Raw genomic sequence first — 11,677 nt, forward strand, 5'->3', positions numbered from 1 at the left:
AGCTGTACTTCGACCTGGTCTTCGTGTTCACGATCACCCAGATCACGATCGTGATGGCTCACGATGTCGGAGCCGAGTCCATCCTGCGCGGCACCCTCATCCTTGGTCTGATGTGGACCGGCTGGGCCGGCTACGCGTGGCTCGGCAACATGGCCTCCGCCCACTCCGGCCCGATGCGCAACCTGGTGCTCACGGCCATGGCGGCGATGTTCGTCCTGGCACTCTCGATCCCCGAGGCCTTCCACGACGCCGACGGAGGGCTCGACGGCCCACTGGTCGTGGCTTGCTGCTACCTGATCTTTCGGGCGCTGCACCTGTGGATGTACTGGACGCTCAGCGCAGCCGACCCGCTCATGCGGACGCAACTGACCCGATTTGCCCCCGCCGTCCTGACTGGAACCGTGCTGATGTTCTGCGCCGCGGGCACGCACGGTGCCGCTCAAACGTGGCTGTGGTTCAGTGCTCTGGCCGCCGACTTCGTGGGGCTCGCTGTCGGCGGGGCCCGCGGGTGGCAGCTCCGTTCGACGTCACATTTCAGCGAGCGGCACGGCCAGATCATCATCATCGCCCTAGGCGAATCCATCCTGGCGATCGGAGTAGCCGTGAGGGGCGATGCGATCAGTTGGCCGGTCATCGGGGCCTCCGTGCTCGGGCTCCTGGTGGCCACCGCGTTGTGGTGGATCTACTTCGACATCACCGCGCGCCAGGCCGAGCACCGCCTACAGAGCGAGCCGACCGACACGCGAGCCCGACTAGCGCGCAATGCCTACTCGGTGCTTCATCTCCCGATGGTGCTGGGAATCGTGCTGACCGCGCTCGGGCTGAAGAAAGTGGTGCGATACGCCGGAACCGGCGAGAGCCACACGCTGACAGATCCACTGGATGGCTTCACCCTCCTCGCCCTCCTCGGCGGCATCATTCTGTACCTCTTGGCGCACGCCGCATTCCGGTCAGTGATGAATGTGGGCACCTACCAGGGCCGTCTCTTTGCCGTGGGAGCGCTGACCCTTCTGTGGATCATCGGGCCGCACGTCCCCGGCTACACGACGCTGATCCTGGTGGCCGCAACGATGGCGACAGTCATCACCGCGGAGAGCGTCACGCACGCCGACCAGAGAACACTTCTCGCGGACTCGTGACGCTCTGCATGACGTGAGGTCGAGCTGCCAATCCCGCTCAGTGCCGATGAACACCGCCAGAACTGGGTCGGCGCCAACTCGCCTGGAGCCGCAGTTGCCCTCGTCCTCACAGAATGCGTCGTCGCCCTGCAGCACGTAGTAGTGCAGCCGTGGGATTCCACTCCCCAACGCGATGACGGCTAGCAACGACCGTGGTGCGGATGGGTACTGGGCCCGCTTCCACCTAACTACGCCGCGCAGTTCCCGCCCAGACACGTCCAAGTTAGGCTGACCTAACCAAACCGCTTCGGACCTCTGGAGGACCCGGTGTCCACACCCCGTACGCCGGGTGCGCTGATGCGGCGGTCGCTGCGTCGTCAGCGGCGCGCCGTGCTCGCCTCGTCGGCCTTGATCACGCTGTGGCAGGTGTGCGAGGCGATGGTCACGGTGCTGATCGGCGTGATGATCGACCGGGCGGTGACCACCGGCGACCTGCGCGAGCTGGTGCTGTGGGCGGTGGTCCTGTGCCTGCACTTCCTGGTGCTGAGCCTGTCCTACCGGTTCGGCGCCAGGATCGCCAACCGTGCCGTCCACGTCGAGAGCCACCGGTTGCGCACCGAGGTCTCGGGGCACGTGCTCGACCCGCGCGGCGCGCGGACCGATCGGCTCTCCGGGGACCTGCTGGCGCTGGCCACCGGCGACGCGGACCTGGTCGGCGAGGTCATCCGCCAGGTGGCCCTGTCCACCGCCGGGGCGATCGGGCTGGTGGTGAGCGGCGTGGTGCTCGCCGTCATCGACCCGTGGCTCGCCCTGATCGTCCTGGTCGGCCTACCCCTCGTCCTCGGCGCCACCCACCTGGTCGCGCCGGGCCTGGCCCACCGCAGTGCGCGACGGCAGGAGGCGCTGGGACGTACGACGGGGACAGCCAGCGACCTGATCCGCGGGATCCGGCCGCTCAAGGGCATCGGCGGCGTGGAGGTGGCGCTCGAGCGCTATCGCCGCGAGAGTCGTACGGCCGCCCACACCAGCGTCGCCGCGGCCGGCTGGGCCGGCCTGCTGACCGGCATCACTTCCGCCGGGAGCGGTGTCTTCCTGGCGGTGATCGCGATCGTCGCCGGTCTGCGGACCCTCTCCGGCGACCTGAGCGTCGGCGAGCTGGTGGCGGTCGTCGGGCTGGCACAGTTCGTGGCCGAGCCCATGCGGATGCTCAGCGCCCTGGTCGCCCGGGTCGCGCAGTCCCGCGCCTCGGCGGCAAGGATCGTCGGGTTCCTCTCGACGCCGGCGCTGGTCGTCGAGGGCGATCGACGCGCGCACGGCCACGACCTGGAGCTCGACCATGTCGTCGCCGGCCCGGTCGCCGAGCTCTCGCTCGCGGTACCGCCGGGGCGGCTGGTGGCGCTCGTCGCCGACGACCCGGCGGTGCCGGCCACGCTCCTCTCCCTGCTCCACGGGGAGTCGCTGCCCGAGCGCGGGACCGTCCGGCTCGGCGGCGAGCCCCTCGCCGAGCTCGCGCTCTCCGACGTACGCAACCGGTTGCTCGTCACCGACCACCACGTCGACCTCTTCGAAGGCACCTTGCGGAGCAACGTCGACCCGCTCGACCGCCTCGACGACGACCAGGTCACGGCCGTTCTGGCGGCCGCATCGGCCACCGAGCTGGTGGCGGTCGCGGCCGACGGCCTGGCCACGCACGTGGCAGTCGACGGGCAGAGCCTCTCCGGTGGCCAGCGCCAGCGGCTGGGTCTCGCCCGGGCTCTTGCCGCGGAGGCGCCGGTGCTCGTCCTGCACGACCCCACGACGGCGATCGACGCCGTCACCGAGCAGTACGTCGCAGAAGAGCTGCGCCGCCTCCGGCACGGCCCCGACTCCGACCTCGCCACCCTGCTGTTCACGAGCAGCCCGCTGCTCCTGGCTGCCGCGGACGAGGTCGTCTGGATCCGAGCCGGCCGGGTAGAGGCCCGGGGCACCCACGACGAGCTGGCCGCCCACACCGACTACTGCGCGGCGGTACTGCGATGACCACCCAGACCCCGACGCTGACACGGCTCCCCGTCTCCACACCACGGGAGGCGGCCGGCCTCGCGCGGCACCTGCTCACCCGCCGTCCGCTCCTGCTGGCGGCCTGCCTGGCCGTCTTCGCCCTCGAGGGGCTGGCCGGCCTGGTGGCTCCCTGGATGCTCGGCCGGATGGTCGACCTGGTCCGCGCCGGCTCACCGGAATCCGACATCATCACCGCCGGCGTCTGGATCCTCGGTGCCGCACTCGTCGCAGGGGCGGCCGGGGCGGTCTCGATCCACCTGCTCGCCCGGGTGGCCGAGCCTGCGCTGGCGGAGCTCCGCGAGGAGGTTCTCGACCGGGCCCTGCATCTCGACACCCAGCGGCTCGAGGAGAGCGGCAGCGGCGACCTGGTGTCCCGGGTCGGCGACGACGTACGCCTCATCGGCGGCTCCATGGCCGACGTCGTCCCGCTCATGCTCAACTCGGTGATCGCGATCGTCTTCACGACCGCCGGCCTCATGGCGCTCGACTGGCGCCTCGGGCTCGCCGGCCTGTTCGCCGCGCCGTTCTACGTGATGGCGCTGCGCTGGTACCTCCCCCGCTCGGGTCCCTACTACCGCCGCGAGCGCGAGGCCAACGGCGTGCGCGCCGAGGCGTTCCTGACCGGCGTCCACGGCAACCGGACCCTGCGGGCGTACGGCATCGCCGAGCAGCACCAGGAGAAGGTCCGCGCCGCCTCGTGGACCTCGGCGTCGATCTCGGTCGAGGTGTTCGCCATGCTGATGCGCTTCCTGGGCCGCAACAACCGGGCCGAGCTGATGGGCCTGCTCGCCATCCTCGGCACCGGCTTCTTCCTCGTCCGCGCGGATGCCGCCAGCGTCGGCGCCGTCACCGCTGCCGCCCTCTACTTCCACCGGCTCTTCAACCCGATCGGCGCGGTCATCGCTCTCTTCGACGACGTGCAGTCGGTCGGCGCCTCCCTCGTACGTCTCGCCGGGCTCGCCCTCCTCGAGCGCCCGGCCCCCGCAGCCGCCGACGAGCCGGACGGTTCCGGCATCGTGGTCACCGGCCTGCATCACGAGTACGTGCCGGGCCGGCCGGCTCTCGACCGCGTCGACCTCGCTCTTGCCGACGGGGAGCTGGTCGCGGTGGTCGGCGCCTCGGGTGCGGGCAAGTCGACTCTCGGCGCAGCCGTGGCCGGCCAGCTCACCCCGAGCGCAGGAGACGTCTTGGTGGGCGGGCTCCCGGTCCGCGGCGGCCAGAGCCGGGCTGCCCTGGTCACCCAGGAGGTGCACACCTTCACCGGCAGCGTCCGCGACAACCTCACCCTGGCCGCACCGGACGCGAACGATGCGGTGCTGGAGAAGGCGCTGCGCGAGGTCGAGGCCTGGGCCGAGGTGGCCGCGCTCCTGGACGGGCTCGAGACCCTCGTCGGTGACGGCGCCCACCAGCTGACCCCCGCGCTCGTTCAGAAGCTCGCCCTGGCGCGCGTCCTCCTCGCCGACCCGGTCGCCGTCGTCCTCGACGAGGCGACCGCCGAGGCGGGTTCGAGCGGCGCGCGCGACCTCGAGCGGGCCGCCCTGGCGGTCACCTCCGGGCGTACGTCGCTGGTGATCGCCCACAGACTCACCCAGGCCGAGTCCGCCGACCGGATCGTCGTCATGGAGCACGGCCGGATCGTCGAGACCGGCCCCCATGCCGAGCTCGTCGCGGGCGAGGGCCGCTACTCCCAGCTGTGGTCGGCCTGGCGCGGGCTCTGAAAGCTCGACCGACAACGGCCGTAAGGGACTGGCCGGCGACGTACAATCGCGCTTTGGTGCGAGGCGCCGGCCGAGGTTCCGGCCCCAGTGTGAGGGAGAGGTCAGGATGTTCGGTTCGAAGAAGAAGCTCAACGATCTGATGGCGCAGCTCAGGCCCGACCTGAGTCGGGAATCGCTCGGCGTCGGGCCCGACTTCCCCGGCATCGCCCCGAACCCGCTCCTGAGCAGTGACGCGCGGAAGCGCAATGCGGAACTGCGTGCGGGGGCGCTTGCGCTCGGCGTTCTCGTCGACTGGCGGGAGGTCAACAGCAACCCACGCGTGGTGCTGATGTTCGACGTGGAGACCTCCGACGGCATCTCGTTCCGCGGTGTCGCAGACGAAGACCTCACCATCACCGAGCTCACCCGACTCGCCCCAGGACAGACGTTGCCCGTGCGCTATCGGCCGGTCGTCATGGACCACTACGTCGCCCTTGCCCGGGACGCGGACCCCGCCCACGTGCAGCGGCTCTCTGACGAGATCACGAGCCGCAAGCGGACCTGATTCGAAGCCATTTGGCCGGATCCCATACGACGAGAACCGCTGCGAGTCGCCAGTCCGGCGACGGGGTAACACCAGCCATCGCCGGCACAGGAGCGAGCGAGCCTGTCAGACCCGTCGCTGCACGGCAAGGCGGTCCCGAGCCACCGGAACAGCGGCCGTTCAGGCGTTGGCGGGTTCAGCGTGGATGGTGTCGCGGGTGACCGGCTCACCACAGTGATGGCAGACCAGATCGACCTGGACCGGTTGGCCGCAGGAGTGCCGGCGGGTCAGCGCCGGGGCGTCGACCGCCCACTTGTCGCCCCACTGGGACAGCGCGAGCATGACCGGGAACAGCTCCCTGCCGGCCTCGGTGAAGTGATATTCGTGGCGGGGCGGATGTTCGCTGTACAACCGGCGTTCGATGACGCCCGCCGCCTCCAGCTTGCGCAGTCGGTCGGCGAGGATGTCGCGCGAGGCCCCGGTATAGCCGGCGATCCGGGCGAAGCGGTGAACCCCGTAGCCGATCTCCCGCAGTGCCAGGAGCGACCACCTCTCACCGAGGACGTCGAGGGCGCCGGCGAGCGAGCACGGACGGACCTCCAGGGGCTGCTCGGCCATGCGGATCCCGGGCCGCGTGTCGGAATCGGTCATCTCCCCACGATAAGCCGGTGTGTTGTCTTTTCCAACTCACTGGTCTACGTTGACGGTGTCGGTTGGAAATCACAACACACCCAAGTCAGGAACTTCACGATGACAACAGCTCGCCCCGTGGCACTCGTAACAGGTGCCTCTTCCGGCATCGGCAAGGCAGCGGCGCTCGCGCTGGCCAACGCGGGGTTCGAGGTGATCGGAACCAGCCGTGACATCTCGCGTGCCACTCCCCCGGAGGGAGTGACGTTCCTCGAGCTCGACGTCACCGACGACGCCTCAGCCGCCACTGTGGTCAAGCAGGTGATCCAGCGATTCGGGCAGATCGACGTCCTCGTCAACAACGCCGGAGTCGGGTCGGTCGGCGCGGCCGAGGAAGGTTCCATCACTCAGGCCCAGGAAGTCTTCGACATCAACGTCTTCGGGGTCATGCGCATGGTGAAGGCGGTGCTGCCGCACATGCGGGAGCAGGGGCGCGGCCGGATCATCAACCTCTCCTCCGTGCAGGGATTCATCCCGGCGCCCTACATGGCGGTCTACGGCGCCTCGAAGCACGCGATCGAGGGCTACTCCCAGTCCCTGGACCATGAGATCCGCGAGTACGGCATCCGGTCGCTGCTCGTCGACCCGGCCTACACCAAGACCGGATTCGAGGCGAAGCGCATCCAGCCCGAGGCCCCACTTCAGGTCTACGCACAGCAGCGAGAGACCTTCGATCGCGTGATGGCGGAGGCGTTCAAGGCCGGCGACGACCCTGCTGTCGTCGCCGATGTCATCGCCACGGCGGCGACGGACCCGACGCCGAAGCTGCGCTACACCGCCGGTGTCCTGGCCGGCCGCGCAGGCGTCCTGCGCCGCTTCGCACCCTCCCGGATCTTCGACAGCCAGATCCGCAAGATGAACCACCTCCCTGGCTGACGGCCGGCCACCGACCAGCCCTCCGGCGATATCAGGAGATATCCATGCCAGACCCTTCAGAGTCAGACGCCACGGTTGCGCGCTGGCGTGCCGCCGCCGAAAGCGGTGACGTCGAGGCCGCCGTCACCTGCCTGAGACCCGACATCGTCCTCAGCTCGCCACTCACCGACCAGTTCCGCCTCGAGGGAACCAGTCAGCTACGAGACTTCCTGACCGAGGCGTTCAAGGCCGTCGAGCACATTCGATTCCATACGCAGACCGGCCAGGACGACACGTACGCACTGGTCTACCGGGCGCACGTCGCGGGCCAACCGTTCGAGGAGGCGCAGTTGCTGCGCCTCGACGAGGAGGCACGCATCTCGGAGATCACGCTCTTCGGGCGTCCGATGCCGGCACTCACCGCCCTGATGACCACCCTAGGGCCGGCACTCGCCCGCCAGCAGGGCCGCCGCGGCCTCGCCACGCTCCTTCGGGTCAGCGCCGCACCGATCCACGCGATGGTCACCTCCGGGGACCGGAGCGTGGTTCCCCGGACCCAGCCCCGGAAGCCCTGAGCAGGGCAAGCATCAATCAGAGGACAAACGGGATCACCCAACGCGTGCGCGCCTTGTAGGCCGCCCACTCGGGGTATCGGCTCATGCTCGCCTCCTTGGCCAGCATGTTCGCCGTGAAGACACCGCCCCACACCCAGGCCAGCACGAGGAACGGCAGCCAGTGCCAGACCATCAGCGCGAAGCCGAGGTAGATCATCATCTCGCCGGTGTAGTTCGGGTGCCGTACGAAGCGGAACATCCCATCGGTGATGAGACCGCGCTGGACGCGCAGCGTGAAGAACTTCTGCGCGTCGGCCGCGATCATCACCACTGAGCCCAACACGACAAGGGTGATGCACACCGCGAACCACGGCCTGTCATCTATCGGATAGTCGCCTCCGCGACCGGAGATCAGCAGCCAGCCGAACAGCCAGTACCAACCAAGGACGGCGAGAACGGCGTTCACGGCCCCCAGCACGGTGAGCCGATACTGCCACCCGGGGTCCGGGAACGCCTTGTCCTTGAGGTACCAGACCAGTCCGTACGACCCGTGCAGGGCCAGATAGATCCACGCCGCAGTACTCGCGGCAGCCGGCGTGTGGTCGTTGTAGAGCCACATGAGTGCGCCCAGGTAGGCGAACATCAGGCACTTCTGGAAGTTGATCACAGTCGCGAAGCTGATGACCCGCGGTCCGCCGGGCATGTCGATGACCAACCGCTGCTGCAATCCGCGGACGAATCGTGCGTAGCGCGGCACCGGTCGTGCCACCCCTGCGTCGGTCGGTGTGGGTGGCTCCGTCGTAGCTGACATGCCCGAAACGTACGAACGGAGAGCCTCGCCCCGCGAGAGGTGCCGAGCCCATGTCGGTGTGCGCGCAGCACATCCCGGTCACAGCCGCACCATCGCGGGGCGTCACGGCTGGCGTTGGAGGAAGAGGTCCGCCAGCTCTCGGGCCTCGGCGGTCGCTACTGCTCGGGAGATCGTCTGGACCTCATCTGCACCGCTCTCCTCACGCGGGAGCGTCCATGCCGACCGGATCAGGCGACGGGCTTGGCCCACGGCGTACGGCGGCGCCTTTGCCAGTCGTGAGGCTGTGGATGACGCGCGGGCGGCCAGCTCGTCGTCGTCCACCACGGTCGTGATCAGGCCCCAGTCGCATGCCTCGTCGGCGGACAGGACTCTGCCAGTGAGCGCCAGTTCAAGGGCCCGCTGCTGACCGACTGCTCGAGGCAGAAGCCACGAAAGGCCACAGTCAGGGGTGAGCCCGACACTGGCGTAGGCGGCAAGGTACTTCGATGACCGAGTTCCGATGACCACATCCGCGGACAGCACCATGGCGAGGCCGGCACCAGCAGCGGCGCCCTGGACTGCAGCCACGACGGGCTTGTCCATCTCCGCCAGTCCCTGAAGCGCGCCATCCAGAGTGGCAGCCATCTGTTCGAGGTGTCCGGAGCGATCCTCTGCCGCTGCCATCGAGGCGATGTCACCGCCGGCGCAGAAACGCTGTCCATCGCCAGCGAGCAGCACTACACGGACGGCGTCGTCCGAACGCGCTGACGCGACGGCTTCCGCCAGCGACTCCGCCGTGGGGAGGTCCAAGGCGTTCGACTTGTCTGGACGGGACAGCGTCAGCTGCGCTACGCCATCGGCAACGGTGTAGCGCAGCCCGGGAGTCCCGTGTCGATGCGTCACAGGTCGGCGTCGATCAACGGTGCGGGCGTGATGTGGACTTCGCGTTTCAGGATCTTGCCGGTCGGGCCCTTCGGAAGGACATCGACGACGACAACGTGCCGCGGGTACTTGTACGCCGCGACCCGGTCGCGGACGAACGCCTGTAGCTCTTCGGCGGTCGCGGCGGCGTCGGGCCGCAGTGCGACCGCGGCGGCGACCTCCTCGCCGAGTTCCTCGTGCGGGATGCCGACGACGGCCACTTCGAGCACGGCCGGGTGCTCATGCAGGACCTCTTCGATCTCGCGGGGATAGATGTTGTAGCCACCCCGGATGACCATGTCCTTCTTGCGGTCGACGATGAAGTAGTGGCCATCTGGGTCACGGCGCGCCAGGTCTCCCGTGAAGAACCAGCCGTCTCGGATCGCCTCCGCGGTGGCCTCGGGCTTGGCCCAGTAGCCCTTCATCACGTTGTGGCCACGTACGCAGATCTCGCCCACCTCGCCGTCGGCCACCGGGTGGCCGGCGTCGTCGACCAGCCGCATCTCGACACCTCGGATCGGGGTGCCGACCGACCCGGCCCTGCGCTCAGCCCCGGGATGGTTGAAGCAGGCGATCGGCGAGGTCTCGGACAACCCATAGCCTTCGAGAACGGTGCACTCGAACGCCTCCTCGAAGGCGCGAAGCACCTCCACCGGCATCGCTGCGCCGCCAGTCGCGCAGATCCGCAGTGCCGACAGGTCGTAGGCCGCTCGCTCCGGGTGCCGAGCCAGGGCAGTGAACATCGTCGGGACGCCTTCGAACACGGTCACCCGGTCACGGGCCAGGACCTCCAGGGCCTTGGTGGCGTCGAAGCGTGGGAGAAGGGTCAGTGTGGCGCCGACCTTGACAGCCAGGTTCAGTCCACAGGTCTGGCCGAAGACATGGAACAGTGGCAGACCGCCGAAGACGACGTCGGTGGGCGATGCGGTGAGCAATGACTCAGCGGTGACGTCGATGTTGTGGATCAGGTTGGCGTGCGTGAGCTCGGCGCCCTTGGGCTGGCCGGTGGTTCCCGAGGTGTAGAGGATCACCGCGGTGTCATCGCCGGCGCGGCCAACGACCAGTTCCAGCGGCTCGGTGGAGGCCACGAGGCTCTCGAACTCGTCGTTGGTGACCACGACGGCGGCACCGGCCTCGGTGGCTCCGCGGCGCGCCTCGCCGGCGGTTTCCGGCGCGGACAGGATGAGCTTCGCCCCGGAGTTGCCCAGGTAGTAGGCGACCTCGCGCTCCTTGAGCAGCGGGTTCATCGGGACCACGACGGCACCGAGGTGCAGCACGCCGTAGTAGAGCGCCGCGAACAGCGGCACGTTCGGCAACATCACCCCGACCCGGTCCCCCGCTCTGATCCCTCTTGCGAGGAGGAACCCTGCGGCTCGGGCGCTGAGCACGTCCAGCTCGGCGTAGGTCAGGGTCGCGTCGTCGAGACGGATCGCGACGTTGTCGGGGTGTTGTTGGGTGGTTCGCGTGAGGTTCTCGGCGAGGTTCATGGCTGCTCGTTTCGGTGGCTGGGAGAGCTTTCCGGGCGTGTTCGTGCCGTCGAGTGATGGCTACGCAGGTGCGCGAGCACGAGGGGGGCGACCATGTCTGGGCGTTCAAGGAAGGACCAGTGGCCGGCGTCGGGGATCGTGTGGATCTGCGCCGACGGAAAGGGTTCTCGCTGCCGCTGCGCCTGGACCGCAGGGAGGTAGACGTCCTGCGGGCCCCACACCACCAGGCATGGCAGGTCGCTCGCGCGCAGCGGCTCGACGAGCGCCTCCATCATCGCGGAGGTGGTGGTGCGGTAGAGCCGCAGCACCGCGCGACGGGTCCCCCAGGGCTGGAGGTGGTTGGCGATACGCGCGACCCAGTCGGGGTGCAGGCCCGGGTTGTCGTGGGCCAGCATCTCCCTGACGAACCGGCGTGGCGCGATCCGCTGGAAGATCTCACCCACGACCGGGACGCGCCAGATCTTGGCGACGCGGTGCCAGGTGTAGTCCAGCATGACCCCGGTATTGACCAAGGTGACGCTGGCGACACGGTCGGGATGAGCCGCGGCCCAGGTGAGTGACCAGGGGCCACCGAAGTCATGGGCTACGAGGTGGACGCGCGTCAAGCCCAAGGCATCGATGAGTCCGCCCAGGTGTCGGGCATAGCCCGCGAGCGTGTAGTCCTGATCGGCCCGCTTCTCGGCTCCTCCGAAGCCGGGCATGTCCGGGGCGATGACCTGCGAGAACTCCGCTACTGGTCGCATCAGGTCCAGCCAGTCGGAGCCGGCGCCGGGATTGCCGTGCACGAACACCACGGCCTCGGCTGAGTTGCGGGGACCGCCGCGCAGCACCGGGATGCGGACGTCCCCGACGACGACCTGTTCGGTCCGAAAGCCAGCGGTGCTCGGCTCGGTGAAATCGAGAGATGAAACGGGGTTCACAGTCACGCGAGGCTCCTGTTCGAGATGACGGCTGCGTCGACGCGCGGCCCGGCTGGGATGT

At 68.9% G+C, this 11,677-nt stretch carries 11 protein-coding genes; 6 read left to right on the forward strand and 5 right to left on the reverse strand.

The window, feature by feature from the left end; all coding sequences use genetic code 11:
• Nucleotides 1-23 precede the first annotated feature (23 nt).
• From OH802_RS21400 to OH802_RS21415, 4 genes are all read left to right on the forward strand, one after another.
• Nucleotides 24-1,139, forward strand: a complete 1,116-nt coding sequence (locus OH802_RS21400) for a low temperature requirement protein A (protein WP_406021861.1) — start codon at nt 24-26, stop codon at nt 1,137-1,139.
• Nucleotides 1,140-1,445: 306 nt separating this feature from the next.
• Nucleotides 1,446-3,137: an ABC transporter ATP-binding protein gene (locus OH802_RS21405; protein WP_406021863.1), complete on the forward strand. Its 1,692-nt coding sequence runs from the start codon at nt 1,446-1,448 to the stop codon at nt 3,135-3,137.
• Nucleotides 3,134-4,876: an ABC transporter ATP-binding protein gene (locus tag OH802_RS21410; protein ID WP_406021865.1), complete on the forward strand. Its 1,743-nt coding sequence runs from the start codon at nt 3,134-3,136 to the stop codon at nt 4,874-4,876. Before OH802_RS21405 ends, OH802_RS21410 begins: the two co-directional genes overlap by 4 nt.
• 106 nt (nt 4,877-4,982) lie before the next feature.
• Nucleotides 4,983-5,420, forward strand: coding sequence for a hypothetical protein (locus OH802_RS21415; protein WP_406021867.1), 438 nt, complete (start codon nt 4,983-4,985; stop codon nt 5,418-5,420).
• A gap of 159 nt (nt 5,421-5,579) precedes the next feature.
• On the opposite strand, the gene OH802_RS21420 is transcribed toward OH802_RS21415, so the two are convergent.
• The gene (locus OH802_RS21420) at nt 5,580-6,050 is read right to left on the reverse strand and encodes a winged helix-turn-helix transcriptional regulator (RefSeq protein ID WP_406021869.1); all 471 of its coding nucleotides are present in this window, start codon (nt 6,048-6,050) and stop codon (nt 5,580-5,582) included.
• Nucleotides 6,051-6,167: 117 nt separating this feature from the next.
• Here OH802_RS21420 and OH802_RS21425 point away from each other — a divergent pair, with 117 nt between their 5' ends.
• Both OH802_RS21425 and OH802_RS21430 read left to right on the forward strand, forming a co-directional pair.
• Nucleotides 6,168-6,965, forward strand: a complete 798-nt coding sequence (locus tag OH802_RS21425; protein ID WP_406021871.1) for an oxidoreductase — start codon at nt 6,168-6,170, stop codon at nt 6,963-6,965.
• Between the two features lie 44 nt (nt 6,966-7,009).
• Nucleotides 7,010-7,519 (forward strand): nuclear transport factor 2 family protein, encoded by a 510-nt coding sequence (locus OH802_RS21430; protein WP_406021873.1) that lies wholly within the window; start codon nt 7,010-7,012, stop codon nt 7,517-7,519.
• Nucleotides 7,520-7,535: 16 nt separating this feature from the next.
• On the opposite strand, the gene OH802_RS21435 is transcribed toward OH802_RS21430, so the two are convergent.
• From OH802_RS21435 to OH802_RS21450, 4 genes are all read right to left on the reverse strand, one after another.
• Nucleotides 7,536-8,309: a methyltransferase family protein gene (locus OH802_RS21435; RefSeq protein WP_406021875.1), complete on the reverse strand. Its 774-nt coding sequence runs from the start codon at nt 8,307-8,309 to the stop codon at nt 7,536-7,538.
• A 102-nt stretch (nt 8,310-8,411) separates the two neighbouring features.
• On the reverse strand, nt 8,412-9,098 hold the full coding sequence (locus OH802_RS21440; RefSeq protein ID WP_406021877.1) for an enoyl-CoA hydratase/isomerase family protein: 687 nt from the start codon (nt 9,096-9,098) through the stop codon (nt 8,412-8,414).
• A gap of 89 nt (nt 9,099-9,187) precedes the next feature.
• Complete coding sequence (locus tag OH802_RS21445) at nt 9,188-10,696, reverse strand: long-chain-fatty-acid--CoA ligase (RefSeq protein ID WP_406021879.1); 1,509 nt, start codon at nt 10,694-10,696, stop codon at nt 9,188-9,190.
• Nucleotides 10,693-11,622, reverse strand: coding sequence for an alpha/beta fold hydrolase (locus OH802_RS21450; protein ID WP_406021881.1), 930 nt, complete (start codon nt 11,620-11,622; stop codon nt 10,693-10,695). The genes OH802_RS21445 and OH802_RS21450 overlap by 4 nt, the downstream gene beginning before the upstream one ends.
• Between the last annotated feature and the right edge of the window lie 55 nt (nt 11,623-11,677).

The organism is Nocardioides sp. NBC_00850, from assembly GCF_045207335.1.
Lineage (GTDB): Bacteria > Actinomycetota > Actinomycetes > Propionibacteriales > Nocardioidaceae > Nocardioides.

What these genes read in the sequence shown, in the direction of transcription:
- OH802_RS21430 (WP_406021873.1), top strand. Translation starts at nt 7,010, where the DNA reads ATGCCAGACCCTTCAGAGTCAGACGCCACGGTTGCGCGCTGGCGTGCC.
- OH802_RS21420 (WP_406021869.1), bottom strand. Translation starts at nt 6,050, where the DNA reads ATGACCGATTCCGACACGCGGCCCGGGATCCGCATGGCCGAGCAGCCC.
- OH802_RS21415 (WP_406021867.1), top strand. Translation starts at nt 4,983, where the DNA reads ATGTTCGGTTCGAAGAAGAAGCTCAACGATCTGATGGCGCAGCTCAGG.
- OH802_RS21410 (WP_406021865.1), top strand. Translation starts at nt 3,134, where the DNA reads ATGACCACCCAGACCCCGACGCTGACACGGCTCCCCGTCTCCACACCA.
- OH802_RS21435 (WP_406021875.1), bottom strand. Translation starts at nt 8,309, where the DNA reads ATGTCAGCTACGACGGAGCCACCCACACCGACCGACGCAGGGGTGGCA.
- OH802_RS21445 (WP_406021879.1), bottom strand. Translation starts at nt 10,696, where the DNA reads ATGAACCTCGCCGAGAACCTCACGCGAACCACCCAACAACACCCCGAC.